Origin of the sequence: Nocardia lijiangensis NBRC 108240 (genome assembly GCF_001613045.1) — a bacterium.
In the GTDB taxonomy this organism is placed as follows: domain Bacteria; phylum Actinomycetota; class Actinomycetes; order Mycobacteriales; family Mycobacteriaceae; genus Nocardia; species Nocardia lijiangensis.
Map to the genome: position 1 here is coordinate 20,917 of NZ_BDBP01000029.1, position 17,845 is coordinate 38,761.

Annotated in this window: 15 protein-coding genes; 12 read left to right on the forward strand and 3 right to left on the reverse strand. The window is 67.7% G+C overall.

What is annotated here, in order from left to right:
- Positions 1 to 22: 22 nt before the first annotated feature.
- Positions 23 to 1,714 carry a SulP family inorganic anion transporter gene (locus tag NL1_RS11545; protein WP_067837912.1) on the reverse strand — a complete coding sequence of 564 codons (1,692 nt, stop codon included), beginning with the start codon at positions 1,712 to 1,714 and terminating at the stop codon, positions 23 to 25.
- 170 nt (positions 1,715 to 1,884) lie between these two features.
- Between NL1_RS11545 and NL1_RS11550 the strand changes: the two genes are divergently transcribed.
- From NL1_RS11550 to NL1_RS11605, 12 genes are all read left to right on the forward strand, one after another.
- A complete protein-coding gene (locus tag NL1_RS11550) occupies positions 1,885 to 2,292 on the forward strand; it encodes a hypothetical protein (RefSeq protein WP_067837750.1) in 408 nt (135 codons plus the stop codon).
- Positions 2,293 to 3,698: 1,406 nt separating this feature from the next.
- On the forward strand, positions 3,699 to 4,820 hold the full coding sequence (locus tag NL1_RS11555) for a polyprenyl synthetase family protein (RefSeq protein WP_245673189.1): 1,122 nt from the start codon (positions 3,699 to 3,701) through the stop codon (positions 4,818 to 4,820).
- A complete protein-coding gene (locus NL1_RS11560) occupies positions 4,817 to 6,085 on the forward strand; it encodes a hypothetical protein (RefSeq protein ID WP_067837753.1) in 1,269 nt (422 codons plus the stop codon). The genes NL1_RS11555 and NL1_RS11560 overlap by 4 nt, the downstream gene beginning before the upstream one ends.
- A gap of 61 nt (positions 6,086 to 6,146) precedes the next feature.
- Positions 6,147 to 7,163: a fatty acid desaturase gene (locus tag NL1_RS11565; protein WP_067837756.1), complete on the forward strand. Its 1,017-nt coding sequence runs from the start codon at positions 6,147 to 6,149 to the stop codon at positions 7,161 to 7,163.
- Positions 7,154 to 7,990: a methyltransferase family protein gene (locus NL1_RS11570; protein ID WP_067837759.1), complete on the forward strand. Its 837-nt coding sequence runs from the start codon at positions 7,154 to 7,156 to the stop codon at positions 7,988 to 7,990. The genes NL1_RS11565 and NL1_RS11570 overlap by 10 nt, the downstream gene beginning before the upstream one ends.
- A 164-nt stretch (positions 7,991 to 8,154) precedes the next feature.
- Entirely contained in the window at positions 8,155 to 9,156 is a 1,002-nt protein-coding gene (gene mvk, locus NL1_RS11575; RefSeq protein ID WP_084510503.1) for a mevalonate kinase, read from the forward strand.
- 43 nt (positions 9,157 to 9,199) lie between these two features.
- A complete protein-coding gene (gene mvaD / locus NL1_RS11580; protein WP_084510504.1) occupies positions 9,200 to 10,258 on the forward strand; it encodes a diphosphomevalonate decarboxylase in 1,059 nt (352 codons plus the stop codon).
- A complete protein-coding gene (locus NL1_RS11585; RefSeq protein WP_067837762.1) occupies positions 10,255 to 11,349 on the forward strand; it encodes a phosphomevalonate kinase in 1,095 nt (364 codons plus the stop codon). Before mvaD ends, NL1_RS11585 begins: the two co-directional genes overlap by 4 nt.
- A complete protein-coding gene (fni, locus tag NL1_RS11590) occupies positions 11,346 to 12,431 on the forward strand; it encodes a type 2 isopentenyl-diphosphate Delta-isomerase (RefSeq protein ID WP_067837766.1) in 1,086 nt (361 codons plus the stop codon). Before NL1_RS11585 ends, fni begins: the two co-directional genes overlap by 4 nt.
- Positions 12,428 to 13,486, forward strand: a complete 1,059-nt coding sequence (locus tag NL1_RS11595) for a hydroxymethylglutaryl-coenzyme A reductase family protein (protein ID WP_218024391.1) — start codon at positions 12,428 to 12,430, stop codon at positions 13,484 to 13,486. Before fni ends, NL1_RS11595 begins: the two co-directional genes overlap by 4 nt.
- Entirely contained in the window at positions 13,483 to 14,655 is a 1,173-nt protein-coding gene (locus NL1_RS11600; protein ID WP_067837769.1) for a hydroxymethylglutaryl-CoA synthase, read from the forward strand. The genes NL1_RS11595 and NL1_RS11600 overlap by 4 nt, the downstream gene beginning before the upstream one ends.
- Positions 14,656 to 14,663: 8 nt before the next feature.
- Positions 14,664 to 16,271 carry a flavin-containing monooxygenase gene (locus NL1_RS11605; protein ID WP_084510505.1) on the forward strand — a complete coding sequence of 536 codons (1,608 nt, stop codon included), beginning with the start codon at positions 14,664 to 14,666 and terminating at the stop codon, positions 16,269 to 16,271.
- A 38-nt stretch (positions 16,272 to 16,309) separates the two neighbouring features.
- Here NL1_RS11605 and NL1_RS11610 read toward each other — a convergent pair whose 3' ends face one another.
- Complete coding sequence (locus NL1_RS11610) at positions 16,310 to 16,858, reverse strand: hypothetical protein (protein ID WP_067837775.1); 549 nt, start codon at positions 16,856 to 16,858, stop codon at positions 16,310 to 16,312.
- Between the two features lie 12 nt (positions 16,859 to 16,870).
- On the reverse strand, positions 16,871 to 17,827 hold the full coding sequence (locus tag NL1_RS11615) for a LysR family transcriptional regulator (protein WP_067837777.1): 957 nt from the start codon (positions 17,825 to 17,827) through the stop codon (positions 16,871 to 16,873).
- Positions 17,828 to 17,845: the final 18 nt, after the last annotated feature.

A 17,845-nucleotide genomic window follows, 5' to 3' on the forward strand; every position in this document is an offset into this window, starting at 1 on the left:
TGCCTCGTCTCCGGGTTCCCGGTCAACTGTCCGCGGCGGTTCGACGGTGGAACGCGTCGACAGCGGCGTCGACGGTGGGGTAGAAGTGGGTCGCGTCGAACCGGTCCTGGACGCCGAACCGGATGAGTTTGTCCTTGATCGGGCCTTTCATCTCGGCGAATGCCAGTCGAATCCCTTTGCTTTCCAGGTAGTTGTCGAGGTCGACGAGTTCGTCGACGGCTGTGGTGTCGAGCCCGGTGATCGGCTCGGCGGCGAGGATCACCCATTCCACCGGGGGCGGGGCCTTCGCGACCACCGAGCGCACGTACTCGTCGAAGATCTGGCCGTTGGCGAAGAAGAGGGGAGCGTCGAACCGCACCAGCACCAAGCCGGGAATGCGGTGCCCGTCGGGGTGGCGTTCCACATCGTGGAAGCCCGGACGGTCGTCCGTGCGGACGAGTTCGGTGCGGTAGGGCTGCCAGGCTTGCGCGACCACGGCGACGAACGACAGGCCGATCGCGACGAGAATTCCCTGCAGCACTCCCACCAGCGCGACCCCGAGAAACGCCGCGACCGCGAGGGCGAACTCCACGGTGCTCATCCGCCACATCTGGAACATGCCGCGCACATCGATCAACGCGGTGGCCGCCACGATCACCACGGCCGCCAGTGCCGCATCGGGCAGATACGCGGTGACGCCGGGCGCCAGCAGGACGAACAGCAGCACGGCGAGCGCGCCGACGACACTCGCCAATTGGGTATGGGCGCCGCTTTGTTCGGCCACCGGGGTCCGCGAACCGCTCGCGGAGATGGGAAAGCCGCCGAACAGTCCGCCCGCCACGTTGGCCACACCGATCGCTTTCATTTCGGTGCTGCCGTTCACGTCTTCGCCGTGCCGGGCGGCGAAGGTCCGCGATAGCACACCGCTGTCGGCGAACGCGATCAACGCGATACCCGCCGCGGGGCCGATGAGCTGTCCGACGTCGTGCCAGGTGACCCCGCCGAAGGACGGAAGCGGCAACCCCCTGGGCAGGGCGCCGACCATCCCGATGTCGTCGGTGAGTCCGGCCGCGGCGGACAACGCGATGGCGCCGATGACCGCGACCAGGACCCCGGGCACCCTCGGGAGCCACACACGGCAGGCCACGATGACGACGAGTGAGCCGATACCGATGGCGGCGGCGAGCGGGTCGATGTCGTTGCCGAAGACGGACCGGCCGATCTCCGCGATTTCGGCGAGCACACCGGAGGCGTCGACGGAGAAACCGAGCAGCTTGGGTAGCTGCCCGACAACGACGATGAGCGCGATGGCATTCAGATATCCGAGCCGGATGGGCTTGGACAGCAGCTCCGTGACGAAGCCGAGACGCAGGAACCCACCGACGAGCAGAATGGCGCCGACGAGGACGGCGAGCACACCAGCGAGAGCGAGCGCGCTGTCCGGGTTTCCGGCCACGGCCAGCGGCAGCACCGCGGCCGCGATCAGCGGGGCCAACGACGAATCAGGTCCGAGCACAAGAATCTTCGACGGACCGACCACCGCGTAGGCCAGCAGCGGCACGATCGTGGCATACAGCCCCGCGTAGGCGGGCAGCCCGGCAGCCTCGGCGTAGCCCATGCCCGCGGGGATCAGCAGCGCAGTCAGGACGAGTCCGGCGGTCACGTCGCTGCGCAGCCATTCGCGCCGATACTCCCGAGCCGTCGAGATCCCGGGCAATCGGCCGACGCCAGTCATCAGGTCATCCTCGGCCCGGCCGAGAACTTCGGTCAAGGCACAAATGGGTGGCGCGGCGGGGACGGTCGCATCTCAGGGGATCGACGCGCACGCTCCGATCTTGCATATACGTATACATCTACGTATAGTGACGATTGTCAGGTGACGCCAGATTCCAAGGAGCACGCAACATGACCATCACCCTCACCGACCAGGACAAGATCACCGTGCTGACCGCCGCGTACGGTGCCGTCTCGCTGATGTCCGCCGCTGCTGCCGCCGGTGGCTCGCCCCACAAGGTCGCCACCGACGGCAGCATCGCCCTGTCGTCGGCGACCGGCCTGGTCGGGCACGTGCTCGCCAAGCCGAAGGGCCTGAAGCTGGATGGCAAGTCCGTTGCGGAACTCGCCGACCAGGTGCTGCCCGCCCTGACGGCAGCCATGAGCCTGCTCGGGAAGCAGGCGCCGACAGAGGCCGACAACTTCCGCAGCACCGTCCTCGTCGCCCTCGACGCCGCCGGTCGGCGCCACAAGGGCGAGCCCAGCCCCACCATGGCCGAGATGGCTCGCAAGATCACGGCAGCCCTCGACGCCGCTTGATGGCCGTTGCGGGAGGGAAACTCCGCTGCGGCAAGGCCAGGTGGCCCGCGTGACCGAGCGCGGGCCGCCTGGCCCGTCAGCGTGCGGCCGGATAGTTGTGAACCAGAAGGAAGGTGATCTCAGGGGGTTGGGCGGGCCGATCTCGGCCGCGGCAGGGTTGAGCTTGTCTGCCGCAAACCGTCCGAACGCTTCCTTCGACTCCTACACATCGGTGACGCGAATGCCGCTATCGATAGGCGTGACCCAGCGCGACGGCCACGCGGAATTAGTTCGAACCGAAACTTTCTTATTTTCAAGATCTTTGAAGTTTATTGCCAACTCAATCGAGTGTCTTGGTACTCGAACATCATGTACTGCAAGTAAATTCGCAAACATTGGCGGTGGCACACAGCGTGCATGGGATGCATGTCGGCGTTGGCTCACTGTCTACACAGCCCGAGGATGCAGAGTGCTAAGCCTGCGGAGTGCGCATGTGACGAGTAAACACGCTGTCCTGCTTATAGATTCAGCAAGCGCTATCCGGCCAGGGAAAGTCCCTCGCGTCGCGGGACGCTTCACCGACTCCAGTGAACGATCCGCACATCCAAGCCCGCGATTCGACAGCTATCGCCCGGGTTACCTTGTAGCACAAGGTAACCCGCACATTGCTAGGCACCGCTAGACAGTGCCGAGCTGTCGCGATCGCCCTTCGAAATTTGGTTGCAAACTCAACAAGCGCTCAGTTCTGTTGTGCGGTAGCCTCTTCCGCTATGTCGGTGGATGACGCTCTGGTTGCACAGGTGGCTTGGCTGAATGATGGACGGGATGCTGCGGCTGTCGAGCATTACCGTGCAGAACGACTATCGGGTGCGTGACGAGCTGCACGCGCAGACGGTCGAGCACCTGGGTGATCCGGACAGTGTGCTGGCTACAGAGGCGATCGGATCATCGCATCACGGCGTGAAATCGACTGTGCTGCAACGGCAATACTCGAAAGACGCCGGTAGTATCGAGAGCTGCCGGCTCGGCGTTTTCCGCATCGGACGGGCGGACGCTGCGCTGCGTAGCCGGACAGTCCCGATCAGCGCACCCTTCACGAGCGCCTATTCGCTTGTAGTACAAGCACATTCACGGTCACGGCTACCGCTGAACCTCGGTTCCGGAGCCGAAGTCCTCAGGATGTCCGATTGGATGGTGGACCCGCCGCCGACCGTCACTCCCGCCGGACGGAGCTGCAGGTCTTGCGTTCCGTCCGTACCGCCGCCGAATCCCACAGGCGAGCATGACACCGCCCACCACCTGCGCTGCGCACCCACAAGGACAAGCGCCCACGTCGGTGCGCCACTTCGTATGTAACTTCCGCCAGGCCAGTGGTGGCCTGCCGCATGCCCGACTCCTCCGTTATGACACAAAGGAGCTCACCGCCAATGGACAATCCCACGTCACCGTCAGGACATGAGCAGAACGGACGCCTGGTGGCGGCCATGTCCGGACGGTCGAGCACCGCGGACGGCCGCGTGCGCGTCGCCACCCCGGCGTCGGAAGGACATGCGGTCGCCGCAGCGGACCGGGTCGAGGCCCATGCCGTCACACCGGTCGACCACGCGGCGATGGTCACCGAGCGGATGCACGAAATCCTCGTCACCGACGGCACATTCGATGCCATCTATCGCCACGTTCTGGCCGCTCCCGGCAAACGGGTCCGCGCCCGCCTGGTGCTCGACTGCCATCGCCTGTTGCCCTCGGCCGTGTCCGCGTCCGTAGCCGACGCCGTCGACCTGGCCTGCGCGATGGAGATGCTGCACGAATCGTCGTTGATCCACGACGACATCTGCGACAGTTCCCTGCTGCGGCGCGATTCCCCTTCGGTACCGGCCTTGTTCGGCATCCGAACCGCCGCTCGAGCCGGATTCCATCTGGCGGGCACCGCATTACAAGTGCTGGCCCGGGTACTGGAGGACAACCCGGTGGTCTGTGAGCACCTCGGTGAGGCTCCCGGCGTCACCTATCTGGACAGCATCTCCGATCTCTCGGCCGGGCAGCTCGTGGAGACGATGGCGCCCGAGGTCGACGATGCCGCGCTGCGCAGGCACTACGAGGTCGTCGCGGGCGCGAAGACCGGCACGCTGTTTCGGCTGGCCTGCTCATACGGCGGTACGGCGGGCGGTGTCGACCACGACCGGCTGCGCGCCTTGATGCAGTACGCCGAGCAGTTCTCCCTGGCCTTCCAGATCATGGACGACGTGCGCGACGTCGAAGGCGACCCCGCGCTGGGCAAGGAGGCCTGCGGCGACCTGGACCGCCGTGTACCGACCTGGCCGGTGATCGAATGGCTGGCGATACGGCCCGACGCTCGCGAAATGTGGCTCTCCGCAGAGACTTCCAGCGCCGACTTGCAGGCCGACCTGGTACGCAGCGGGGCCACCGAAGCCGCTCACGACGCCGCGATCCGCGCCGCCGAGACGGCATGCGAGGCGCTGGAGGTCTTCCCGTCCACCCCCGCGCGGGACGACCTGCGCGACCTAGCACTCCAGGTGGTGTCCCGATGACCGGAGGAAGGCTCGGCATCCTCGCCCGCGGCCTGTGGAACCTGCGCCGCGCACCCGACCTCGCCGCGCTGCGGGCGGCAGCCTCACCGGACGAACTGGCCCGGCTGGCATTGATCCCGGCGGCCAGGAACATGGGCATCGCCATCGGCTTCCTCGCCGCGGACATGCGAGCCGAGGCCACCGCGGCCCTGCTCGCCTGCCGGGTGCTCGACGCCTACGAGGACCTGATCGACCGTCCGCTGGCAGGCAGCGCCGTGCGGACCGCCGCCGAGTACCTCAGCGGCAGCACCGACACCCCGCCGCCACCGCCGGATCGCGTCACGGTTCGCGACAGCGAAGCCGTCGACCTGGTCCTGGCCGAACGCAGCGCGGACGTCCGGTCGCTGGTGTCGGCGCTGCCCGCCGAGGGACGGGAACGGGTCGCCCGCCTGCTGCTCGATATCGGCGATGTGATGGCCCGCAACCTCGATTCCCCCCTGTCGCGGGTCGCCTACAGCGAGGGTGTGCTGGGCCGGGTGACGCACTACGCGTGCTCGCTGGTCGCCGAAGAAGCTTGTGCCGAGGCCGATTTGCGCGAGCTGACCGGGTGCGTCGGCGTCATCGCCCAGGCGGCCAACGACCTGCGCGACGGCGAGCTTGCGCTCTACGGTGTCGCCGACCACGAGGAACTGACCCGAGCGGTGATGCTGCGGCTGCTGGCACCGGCGCTGGGCGGGTTCGCGCTGCTGGCCCGGCTCGGCCCGCGCACGTCGAGCCCGGGCGCCAAGGCGGCGATGGCGTACATGACCGTCACGACGACCGGTTTCCTGTGCACCGCCGTCGGAGCCCCGGTGCCCTACCGGCGGCCGGTCGGTGCGGCCGCGCTGGCCGCCTGGTCGCCCGCCTTCTGGACCAAGATGGTCGAGCGGGTACAGCGGTGCGCCGACCAGGCGATCCACCGGGTGCTCGATGCCTCGCCCGAGCTCGGGACCGGTTCCGACGCCGCGGCGCAGTTGCTCGGCGCGATCGACCCGCGCGCGCTGTCGCCCTCGATGGTGCCGCTGATCGTCGACACCACCTTCGCCCTCGTGCGTGCGCTGCCGGAAGAGCCACTGACGGGCCGACTTTCGGCCTCCGACATTCGCACCATGATGATCGCCGATCATCTGGCCTTCGGTGCCTTGGAGCGGCTGCCACCCCGTGGGGCCGAGGCGATGCGGGCGCTCGCCACGAACTTCCAACTCGCCGCCCTCGATACCACAACCGCCGGAGGAGATCACCCGTGACCAGCGCGTCGACCCACCCACGCATAGGAACCCCCGACACCAACACCCGAGGAGATCACCTATGACCACCGTGCCAACCCGTCCCGGCGACGGAACACCGCCCGCAGCGTCCGACCAACCGCCGTTCAGCCGCCGGGTGCTGAAGCTCGAGCACCCGGCGAATGTCGGCCCGCTGCTGCACATCCTGGCCTGGGTCGTGCTGCTGTCCTTCGGCCTGTTCGTACCTGCCGCCACGAACTGGTACCTGTCGGTCCCGCTGATCCTCGTGCTGACCCTGCTGAACTTCTCGCTCACCATCGGCGTGATGCACATGCACACGCATCGCGCGCTGTTCGTGTCGCGGCGGCTGAACCGGTTCGTGGACATCATGTGCTGTCTGCCCGCCACACTGACCTCGGCGGAGATGCGCGAGGTGCACGTGCTCAACCATCACCGCTTCAACGACGGACCGGGCGACGTCACCTCCACCGAGGGACTCGAGCGCGGGCTGGGCGCGGTCTGGTATTGGATCAGGTACGGCACCATCGTCAAGAACCACACCATGCGAATGATCTTCGCGGCCAACCCATCCGAGGGCAGGCGCAAGCGGCGCCACCAGTTCGTCTTCGATCTCACGCTGGCTCTGGCGCTGCCGGTGGGCATCTTCTTCGTCGCGGGCTTCGAACGGTTCGCGCTGTTCTGGGCGCTTCCGTTCCTCATCACCCAGGTGAACTCCGGCTACTTCGCCTGGCTGACCCACGCCCCGGCGCGGGTGTTCGAGGACGACCCGAGCAAATCGCTGAACACGGCGGGTAACTGGCTGAACTTCTTCATCTTCAACCAGGGCTACCACAGCGTGCACCACCGTTACCCGGGCGTGCACTGGTCCCAGATCCCCGACAAGCTCGACTTCATGCGGCAGGTCGACGCTGCCGTCATCGTGCCCTACTGGATGACGATCCAGTCGTCGTGGCGCCTGGCCCGGCCCGGCGGCTTCCTCAACGCGCCCTACGGCGAGCGGTGGAAGGCCAAGCTGGACAAGCGGATGGAGGAGGGCACGGTCCGCCTGCGGTTCCTGCCCTGGTTCGCATGGATCTGACCACCACGCAGCAACAGGTTCGGGGCGCGCTGACGGACCGCCGCCGGCTCGTCCCGTTCCTGCTGGCCTTCGGCGTCTACGGCGTCGCGGGGGTGACCGTGCCCCTGATGCTGTTGTTCGCCGGAGGCTGGTGGCTGCCGAAGACCGTCGACGAGGGACCGCACCTGGCGACCGGTCCGGCCATCGCCATCGACGTGCTGCTGCTCGCGCTGTTCGGATTGCAGCACTCGGGCATGTCGCGGCCCGCGTTCAAGGCGTTCATCACCCGCTGGGTGCCCGAAGCCCTGGAGCGCACCGTCTACATCGTGATGGTGTGCCTGGTCGTGTGGGTGATGTGCCTGGCCTGGCAGCCGCTGCCCCAGCAGGTCTGGTCGGCGGACGGCGTCGTCGGGACCGCGCTCGACGCCGGATTCTGGCTCGGCTTCGTGCTGGTCTATGCGGCCACGTTGCTGCTCAACCACTTTCACCTGCTCGGCATCAGTCAGGCCTACCGCCACTATGTGATCCAGGTGCCGGACGCGACCATGGATCGTCTGCAGGTGCACGGGCCCTACCGCCTGGTGCGGCATCCGTTGATGACCGGCCTGCTGCTGTCGTTCTGGTGCGCCGCCGACATGACAGCCGGGCATCTGCTGTGGGCGGTCGGGTTGACCGGCTACATCCTGCTCGGCACCTTCCTGGAGGAGCGCGACCTCGTCGCTCGCTTCGGGACGGCCTACCGCGCCTATGCCGAGCAGGTCCCGGCATTCTTCCCGTCGCCGCTGGGTCCCTCGGCGCGGGCGCGTCTGCGCCAAGTCCTTTTCCGCCGTTCGGATCAGCCGCTGTGAGGGCCGATTTCCGCGCGGTCTGAACGGCTTTCGCACCATCGCACAGGTCGTTGCCACTGTCGCCGCACGTCGACGTGGCCGGCGGCTGTGCACCGTCCGCCATCGGCGGGTCCCCGTCCGGGGACTCGCCGATGGGCCCCGCTCGAGTTGGGAGATGAATCGACGTGAACAGCGGTCGCGTTCGCGAGGGCAGCAGAGCAACCGCCGAGGGCGGGCACGGCACCGGTCGCGCCCACGGTAAGGCGATTCTGCTCGGCGAGCACACGGTGGTGCACGGCACGCCCGCCGTCGCGTTTCCCTTGCCCACGCTCTCGGCGCGCGCGGTCGCTCGCCGGACGCGAGAGGCTGTGGATCAGGTCGATTCTGTTGTGGGAGAGCCGTTTCGATTCACCGCGGGCAACGTCGTCACCCCGGAGAACGCGCTGTCCGGGGCGCACGTCGCGGTCGAGGAGGCGTTGCGGCGGTGGGGGCTGGCGAGCGAGGCGGTCGAGGTGGTGCTCGACTGTGAGATCCCGCCCGCCCGTGGCCTGGGATCCAGTGCCGCGTGTGCCGCGGCCGCGGTGCGGGCGGTCGCCGAGCTCTATGGCCGGACCGTCGGCTCCGACGCGCTCTACGAATTGGTGCAGTGCGGTGAACAGTTCGCGCACGGCCGCGCCAGCGGCGTGGACGCCAGCGCCGCGGTGGCGTCGGGACCGATCTGGTTCCAGGCGGGTGCGGCGCGCGGACTGAGCGTCGGCCTGGACGCCGCGCTGGTGATCGCCGATACCGGGACAGCGGGCGCCACGCAGCATGCGGTCACCGCCGTCCGCCGCAAGCTGGAGGCCGATCGACGGGCGGCGCAACGGTTGCTGGAACGCGCGGCGAACCTGATCGAGTCGGCCACGGCGGATCTGGCGGCCGGTCACGCCGAGCCGCTGGGCGCGACGCTGCTCGAATTCCAAAGACTACTGACCGAACTCGGCGTCAGCACGCCCGAGATCGACACCCTCGTCACGGCGGCATCCGACGCGGGCGCGTACGGCGCGAAACTCACCGGCGGTGGCCTCGGCGGCTGCGTCCTCGCGCTCACCGAGACCGGCGACAGCGCCGCGACGGTGCGCGCGGCGCTGCACCGGGCAGGCGCCGTGCGGACCTGGATCGTGCCGACCCGAGGCGCACAACCATGACCGATACCCGATTCCCCTCGATACCGGAGTTCGAGACACACCAATGACATTCACATCTGGAGCAGAGCTGGCCGATCCGCTCGCGGAGCTACTCGGCGACAACGCGATCGACGCGGCGATCGCCGTCGCGCATCCGAACATCGCCTTGGTGAAGTACTGGGGCAAGCGCGACGAGTCGTACCTCCTTCCCGTCACGGGAAGCCTGTCGATGACCCTCGATATCTACCCGACCACCACCGCGGTGCGGGTGAGTGCGGAACCGGCCGACACCGTCGAGCTCAACGGCCGCCCCGCGGTCGGCGAGGCGTACACCAGGGTGGCGCGGTTCCTGGATCTGGTGCGCGAGCGGGCCGGTCGCGACGAACACGCCGTCGTCGTCTCCAGCAACGCAGGGCCGACCGGCGCGGGCCTGGCCTCCTCGGCGAGCGGCTTCGCCGCGCTGGCCGTCGCCGCGGCCGCCGCCTACGGACTCGACGCGGATGCCCGCGCGCTGTCGCGACTGGCTCGACGGGGCTCCGGATCGGCCTGTCGCTCCCTCTTCGGCGGGTTCGCGGTGTGGCACGCCGGGGAGGGCGACGGCGAGGCGGGGGACGTGAGTTCCTACGCGGAACCGATCGACGGTGACGCGCTCGATCCGGCGCTGGTCGTCGCCGTCGTCGACGACGAGGCGAAGGCGATATCGAGCCGCGAGGCGATGCGGCGGACCTGCGATACCTCGCCCTTCTACCTGCCGTGGGCCGACGCGTCCAGGATCGACCTCGACGAAATGCGCAAGGCGGTCGCGCGCCGCGATCTGCCCGCGGTCGGGGAGATCGCCGAGCGCAACGCCTTGGGCATGCACGCGAGCATGCTCCTGGCCAGACCATCGGTCCGGTACCTGTCGCCGCGGTCGGTCGCGCTGCTGGATCGTGTACTGGCGCTGCGTGCGAACGGCATCGCCGCGTTCGCCACCATGGACGCCGGACCGAACGTCAAGGTGCTGTGCGCCCGCGCCGACGAGCAGCGGGTGATCGCCGCCCTGCGGGAGGGAGGCGACGTCGCCGACATCCAGCTGGCGCATCTCGGCCCCGGCGCGGCGCTCGTCACAGACGGTCCGCGATGATCACCTGTCGCGCTCCGGGGAAACTGTTCATCGTCGGCGAGTACGCCGTCGTCGAGCCCGGACACCACGCGGTGCTCACCGCGGTCGACCGCTACGCGACCGCCACCGTGGTCGAAGCCGATGACGAAATCACCACGCTGCATTCGGAACTCGACGGTGGCGTGACGCTCTCCTGCGGGCGCATCGGTGACGGATTGGTCCCGTCCGACGGCGTTGTGCCGCCGAACTTCAGCTACGTCTTCGCGGCGGCCGCGATCATCGATCGGCTGCTCGTCGAGCGCGGCATCGGGGCGCATTCCTATCGGCTGAGCATCAGCACCGACCTTGCCGACGCGGACGGGAGAAAGCTCGGCCTCGGTTCCAGCGCGGCCGTCACGGTGGCCACGGTCGCGGCGCTGGGTCGGTTCTACCGGCTCGATCTGAGCCCGATGGACCGCTACCGATTGGCGATGCTGGCCACCGTTTCGATCAACCCGCGCGCCTCCGGTGGCGACGTGGCGGCGAGCACCTGGGGCGGCTGGATCGCCTACAGTTCCCCCGACCGGCAGCAAGTATCCGAGCTCGTGGGGGAGAGCGGGGTGGACGCCGCCCTTCGTGCGCCGTGGCCCGGGCTGTCGGTGCGCCCGCTGCCCACGCCGACGGGACTCGCGATGCAGGTCGGCTGGACCGAAAAGCCCGCCTCGACACCGACACTGGTCGCCGGGCTCCGCGACAGCTACCGGCAGCTCGGCGCGCACGCCGAGTTCGTCTCGCGCAGCGACGACTGTGTGCAACGACTCGTCGCCGCGCTGGAAGCCGACGACTCGCTCGGCATTCGAACCGAAATCCACTGTGCCCGAGAACTTCTCATCGATCTCGATACGGTCGCCCAGCTGGGCATCATGACGCCCCCGCTGCGTGCGCTGTGCGCGGCGGGCGCGGCGGTCGGCGCCGCGGCCAAACCCTCCGGCGCGGGCGGCGGCGACTGCGGCATCGCGCTCATCGACCGCACCCGTTCCGCGGCGATCACCGAGCTCACCCACCGCTGGATCACCGCGGGCATCCGGCCGCTGGCGCTGCGGACACATCCATTCGAAGAGGATCGCCGATGATTGCCAGCCGCAAAGACGATCACGTTCGACACGCCGTGAGCCAGCAGCGCGATCCCGGTCCCAACGATTTCGACTCGATCGCCTTCGTCCACCACGCCCTCGCCGGCATCGACGGCGACGATGTGTCGCTGGCCGTCGACGTCGCCGGTAAGCGCTGGGACACACCGCTTTTCGTCAACGGCATGACCGGAGGCAGCCCGCACACCGGAGAGATCAACCGGCAGTTGGCCATCGCCGCCCGCGAGACGGGAATCCCCATCGCATCCGGCTCGATGAGCGCCTACTTCCGCGACCCCTCGGTCGCCGGCACCTTCCGGGTGCTGCGCCAGGAGAATCCGCACGGCTTCGTCATGGCGAACGTCAACGCCACCGCGACGCTGGACGAGATACGCCGAGCGATCGATCTGCTGGAAGCCGACGCCCTGCAGATCCACCTCAACGCGGTCCAGGAGATCGTGATGCCCGAGGGGGATCGGTCTTTCGGGTCCTGGCCCCAGCAGATCGAGCGCATCACCGCCAACACGCCGGTGCCGGTGATCGTCAAAGAGGTCGGGTTCGGTCTCAGCAGGCCCACCGTCACCTGGTTGCGCGACGCGGGCGTGGCGGTGGCCGATGTCGGCGGCCGCGGTGGCACCAATTTCGCGCGCATCGAAAACGATCGGCGCCCCACCGCCGACTTCTCCTTCCTGGAGAACTGGGGCCAGTCCACGCCCACCTGCCTCCTGGATTGCGCGGGTGTCACCGGCATCGATCTGTTCGCCTCCGGCGGCATCCGGTCGCCACTCGATATGGCACGCGCATTGGCGTTGGGCGCCAACGCCACCGGCGTCGCGGGCCGTTTCCTCGAGACGCTCGTCAGCCACGGCACCGAGGCCTTGGTCGAGACGATTCGCACGTGGCTCGATCAGCTGCGGCAAATCCTCACCGTGCTCGGCGCACCCACACCCGCGGACCTGGCCGGTAGCGACCTGCTGATCACCGGCGCAGTGGACACGTTTTGCCGGCTGCGCGGTATCGACGCGGCCGCCTATGCCCACCGGAGCCCCTGGTGGAACGAATCGGGAAGAAGGAGCCACCCATGAACGACATGTCTTTTGCGGCGGTGCCGCTGCGGTGGGTCGGCCCCCTGCGTATTACGGGCAACACCGTCGACGACAGTGTCGACGTCCCCCTGGCCACCTACGAATCGCCGCTGTGGCCCTCGGTCGGTCGCGGCGCGCGGATATCCACGTTGACCGAAAAGGGCGTGGTGGCCACCCTCGTCGACGACCGCATGACCCGCTCGATCCTGCTCGAGGCCGACGACGCCTACACCGCCCACGTCACCGTCACACAGCTCAGAGAGCGTTTCCCGCAACTACAGGAGGTAGCCGCGGGCAGCAGCCGGTTCGCCCACCTCATCGACCTGCACCACCAGATCACCGGGAACCTGCTGTTCCTGCGCTTCGAATTCACCACCGGCGACGCCTCCGGCCACAATATGGTCACCCTCGCCTGCGACCACCTGATGAACCACATCCTGGCCGCGTTCGCCGGCCTGCGGTATGTCTCGATCTCCGGAAACTACTGCACGGACAAGAAGGCGACCGCGGTCAACGGGATCCTCGGCCGTGGCAAGAACGTCGTCACCGAACTGCTCATCCCCCGCGAAGTGGTCGAGCAGCGGCTGCACACCACCGCCCGCCAGGTGGTGGAGCTGAACATCCGCAAGAATCTCATCGGCACCCTGCTGGCGGGCGGAATCCGTTCCGCCAACGCGCATTACGCCAACATGCTGCTGGCCTTCTACCTGGCCACCGGACAGGACGCCGCGAACATCGTGGAAGGGTCCCAGGGCATCACCCACGCCGAAGACCGCTCCGGGGACCTCTATTTCTCGTGCACACTGCCGAATCTCATTGTCGGAACAGTGGGCAACGGCAAGCATCAGAGCTTTGTCGACGAGAACCTGACCCGCCTGGGTTGCCGCGCGGATCGCGATCCCGGCGACAACGCCCGGCGGCTCGCGGTCATCGCCGCGGCCACCGTGCTGTGCGGCGAGCTTTCCCTGATGGCGGCACAGACCAACAGCGGCGAATTGATGCGCGCCCATACCCAATTCGAACGGTCCACCGTAAGCAACGGAGTACAGCCATGACCACTACACCGGTAGGAATTCACGACCTTTCCTTCGCCACCACCCACTACGCGCTCGACCACGCGGTGCTCGCCGAGCGCCTCGGCGTGGATCCCGACAAGTTCTACCTCGGCATCGGCCAGGAGAAGATGAGCGTCGCCGCCGCCGACGAGGACATCGTCACCATCGCCGCGGCCGCCGCCAAGCCCATCCTCGACCGCCACGGCGTCGACAACATCCGCACCGTGCTGCTGGCCACCGAAAGCGGCGTCGACCAGTCCAAAGCGGCGGGCCTCTATCTGCACCCGCTGATCGGCCTCCCGAACACCGCCCGCGTCGTCGAGCTCAAGCAGGCCTGCTACGGCGGCACGGCCGGACTGCAATTCGCCGCCGGGCTCATCGCCCGCGACCCGTCGCAGCGCGTGCTGGTCATCGCCGCCGACATCGCCAAATACGAACTCGACACCCCCGGCGAACCGACCCAGGGCGCCGCCGCGGTCGCGATGCTCATCAGCGCGAATCCGGCGATCCTGCAACTGGAACCGCACTCCGGGATCTACAGCGCCGACATCATGGACTTCTGGCGCCCGAACTACCGCACCGCCGCCATGGTCGACGGCAAGACCTCGGTCAACGCCTACCAGAAGGCCACCCAGGAAGCCTGGACCGACTACCGGCGCAACGGCGGCCGTGACCTCACCGAGTTCGCCGCGTTCTGCTACCACCAGCCGTTCACCAAGATGGCGTTCAAGGCGCATCGCCACCTCCTGGAAAGCCAGGGGCACACCCCGGAAGCGGCGGAGATCGACGCCGCGATTCACGACACGACCATCTACAACCGCACGGTCGGCAACAGCTACACCGCGTCGCTCTACCTCGGTCTGGCGTCACTCCTCGACCACGCCGACGACCTGACCGGTCTGCCGTTGGCCTTCATCAGCTACGGATCGGGCAGTGTCGCCGAATTCTTCAGCGGCACCGTGCAACCCGGCTACCGTGAGCACCTGCGCACCGACGCCAACCGGGACGCCATCGCCACGCGCACCCCACTCGGCTACGACCACTACCGCGTCCTGCACGAAACCGAATCGCCGACCGACGGGATGTATCACGCCATCCCGGAGGAGACCGGTCGCCCGTTCCGGCTGTCCGCGATCTCCGGCCACAAGCGCATCTACGAATCCCGATGAGGTCCGGCATGAGTCAGAGCATCACCAATGGGCACGGCCGCGACACGACCCCGCGGCACACGCGAGTCCTCATCATCGGTAGCGGGCTTTCCGGACTCGGCACCGCCGTTCGGCTGAGCCAGCAGGGGTACACCGATTTCCTGGTCATCGAGCGCGGCGACGACGTGGGCGGCACCTGGCGGGTCAACACGTATCCGGGTGCGGGCTGCGATGTTCCGTCGCAGCTGTACTCGTATTCGTTCGCGCTGAACCCGGAGTGGTCGCGGTCGTTCTCACCACAGCCGGAGATCCAGCGGTACATCCAGGGCATCGCCGACCGGTACGGAGTGCGCGACAAGCACATCTTCGACTGCGCGATGACGAGCGCCCGGTGGAACGACGCGGACGCCCGCTGGGAGGTCGAGACCACGCGCGGCGCGTTCACCGCCGACATCGTCGTCTCCGCGGCAGGGGTGCTCGCCGAGCCGAACCTGCCGGATATCAAGGGAATTCACACCTTCGAGGGCGAGATCTTCCATTCGGCGCAGTGGGACCACGATGCCGATCTGTCGGGTAAGCGGGTCGCCGTCATCGGCACGGGCGCCTCGGCCGTGCAGATCGTGCCGTCCATCGCGCCGCAGGTCGCGCAGCTCGACGTGTACCAGCGCACGGCGGCATGGGTGTTCCCGCATCTCACTCGGGCGTACCTGGCACCGGAACGATTCGCCTTCAAACACGTTCCGGGACTTCAGCGATTGATCCGCGGGCTGATCTACGCGAACCGCGAGCTGTTCGTGATCAGCCAGGCCAAGTACCCGGCGACGGCCGTGCTGCTCGAGCTGATCGCGCGCGTGAAGTTGTGGCTCGAGGTCCGCGATCCGGCGCTGCGCAAGCGGCTCACACCCAACTTCCGCGCGGGCTGCAAGCGCCTGCTGGTCTCGAATCGGTTCTACCCGGCGCTCACGCGCGACAATGTCGAACTCGTCACCGACGGCATCGAGGAGATCCGCGGGAACTCGATCGTGTCGATCGATGGCACCGAGCGCGAGGTCGACGCCATCGTGCTGTGCACCGGCTTCCATGTCGCCGATTCGCCGACCTACGGCATGTTCACTGGCCGGGACGGCCTCACCCTGTCCGAGGAGTTCGAAACCGACGGACTGCAGGCATACAAGGGCACGACCGTCGCCGGTTTCCCGAACGCCTTCACCATGCTCGGCGCCAACTCCGGGCTGAACTACACCTCGCTGATCTACGTGATCGAATCCCAGATCGCCTATGTCGTCGACGCTCTCGCGACGATGGACGAGCAGGGCCTGCGGACATTCGACATCCGCAAGGACGTGCAGGACGAGTACAACCGCGGCGTGCAGCAGAAGATGGCCCGCAGCGTGTGGCTCACCGGCGGCTGCAGCAGCTGGTTCCTGGACCGGCACGGCAACAACCCCACACTGTGGCCGGACTTCAGCTTCCGGTTCCGGCGGATGCTGCGGAGGTTCGACGTGGAGAACTACGAGACGACGAAGCACTCTGCGGCGACGAATAGCACTGTGACACAGAGCGATTCGACCGAATCAGTCGCGCGGACAGCGGTGTCGACCAATCCGGACGAGAAGGGCGTCCACGAGCCGGCATAGCGACGCGACTCCGCGTCAGGCGTACTTCGCCGCGTCCCCTAGTCCTCGGGCAGTGGGTCGGGCTGGGTCCAGCCGAGGATCATGGCTGGTGTGCAGCCGCCGACGAGCAGCATGACCAATGTCATCAATCCGCCTGCGTAGGCCATGTTTTCGTCGGCTCCTTCGGTGAGCACCGCACCGAGGATCAAGTAGATGACCGGGATCATCATCAGGTTCTGGGTGACGGTCAGGCCGATGGAGCGTGCGCTGTCCCGCTGGGCGATCTCGAACTCGTCCAGGACGGCCTCCGGTGCATCGCCGCGACGTCCGGAAACGATCTGAAGCGTTGTCCACAGCGGGAAGAACGCGAGGCAGGCGGGCAGCCACAAAAGCGGCGCCCTCGACACGCCGAAGGCGCAGAGCACGCTGACGGCGAACATGAACGTGAACGTCAGCGCCAAAGCCACCACCAGCGTCCGGCGACGGCTCCTGGTTCGCCATCCGGGCAACGACTTGGACCAGGTGCGTTCGTGCGCGAGGAAGCGTCGCGTGCGGTAGTCCTGGTAACGGTGGATCAGGTTGCGCTGCGAGGGGGACCGGCACCGCACTGCTCCCCGCGCTCAACTCCACAGCGTCACATGCACTTTCGGGCGGAACCGCGTAACCCCCACCCCGGACCCGCGGATCATCGCCTGGATGCAGCGCGGGGTGGTGATGAACCGCAGCAGTTCCGATACCGCGGGCTGGCGGGAATCGGGCGGCAAGGTGGTGGCGCACCACTCGTCGGATACCTGCAGCCCGGGTCCCTTGACGTGGATCAACCGACCGGCCGCGAGGTCGGAGGAGACGGCGAAGCCGATCATCAGGGTGATGCCTCCGACGCGGCGGATCTCTTCGAGCGCGGCGGCGTCGCTCTGGAAGATCCGCTGGTGCGATTCAGGAACGGCCAGCTCGCGCAGCATCGTCGCGATGTGCCCGTCGATACTGCCCGCGCTGGGACCCAGCATCCACTGTTGCTCGCGCAGCAACGCCGGATGTGGTGCGGTGTCCGCCAGCGGGCTGTCGGGCCGCGCGACCGAAATGATCTGATACTTCAGGAACGGCCGGGCGGCGATGGTCGTGTCGGCGCCGTCCGGCCCCGGCCCCAGCGCGATGTCCACCGCACGGGTCTCGATCAGACTGCGGAATTGGCTGGTGGGATGCACGCTCAGCTCGACAGACAGATCCTTCGCCCGGGCCGCGAACAGATCGATGAGGCCGGGTGCGGCATGTTCGGCGAACGCGCTCGACGCGGCGATGTGGAGCATCCGCCTGCCGCGCGCCGCCTCGCTCACCTCGATGGCGGTCTGGCGCTGTAGTCCGAGAATTTCGATCGCGCGGCTGGCCAGGCGCAGCCCGCCGGGCGTGAAGGCCAGACCGGCCGCCACGCGGGTGAACAGCGGGTCGTCGAGCTCCTTGCGCAGCTGGGCGATGTGCATCGAGACACCGGCATCCGACATCCCCAGCTCTCTGGCCGCCGCGTGGACGGAGCCGAGCCGCACCACGGTCGAGTAGGCCCGAAGCTGGGCGGGCGTCACAATCCGAGTCTAGTTTGG

What these genes read in the sequence shown, in the direction of transcription:
- NL1_RS11565 (WP_067837756.1), top strand. Translation starts at nt 6,147, where the DNA reads ATGACCACCGTGCCAACCCGTCCCGGCGACGGAACACCGCCCGCAGCG.
- mvaD (WP_084510504.1), top strand. Translation starts at nt 9,200, where the DNA reads ATGACATTCACATCTGGAGCAGAGCTGGCCGATCCGCTCGCGGAGCTA.
- NL1_RS11585 (WP_067837762.1), top strand. Translation starts at nt 10,255, where the DNA reads ATGATCACCTGTCGCGCTCCGGGGAAACTGTTCATCGTCGGCGAGTAC.
- NL1_RS11570 (WP_067837759.1), top strand. Translation starts at nt 7,154, where the DNA reads ATGGATCTGACCACCACGCAGCAACAGGTTCGGGGCGCGCTGACGGAC.
- NL1_RS11545 (WP_067837912.1), bottom strand. Translation starts at nt 1,714, where the DNA reads ATGACTGGCGTCGGCCGATTGCCCGGGATCTCGACGGCTCGGGAGTAT.
- NL1_RS11595 (WP_218024391.1), top strand. Translation starts at nt 12,428, where the DNA reads ATGAACGACATGTCTTTTGCGGCGGTGCCGCTGCGGTGGGTCGGCCCC.
- NL1_RS11605 (WP_084510505.1), top strand. Translation starts at nt 14,664, where the DNA reads ATGAGTCAGAGCATCACCAATGGGCACGGCCGCGACACGACCCCGCGG.
- NL1_RS11550 (WP_067837750.1), top strand. Translation starts at nt 1,885, where the DNA reads ATGACCATCACCCTCACCGACCAGGACAAGATCACCGTGCTGACCGCC.
- NL1_RS11555 (WP_245673189.1), top strand. Translation starts at nt 3,699, where the DNA reads ATGGACAATCCCACGTCACCGTCAGGACATGAGCAGAACGGACGCCTG.
- fni (WP_067837766.1), top strand. Translation starts at nt 11,346, where the DNA reads ATGATTGCCAGCCGCAAAGACGATCACGTTCGACACGCCGTGAGCCAG.
- NL1_RS11600 (WP_067837769.1), top strand. Translation starts at nt 13,483, where the DNA reads ATGACCACTACACCGGTAGGAATTCACGACCTTTCCTTCGCCACCACC.
- NL1_RS11560 (WP_067837753.1), top strand. Translation starts at nt 4,817, where the DNA reads ATGACCGGAGGAAGGCTCGGCATCCTCGCCCGCGGCCTGTGGAACCTG.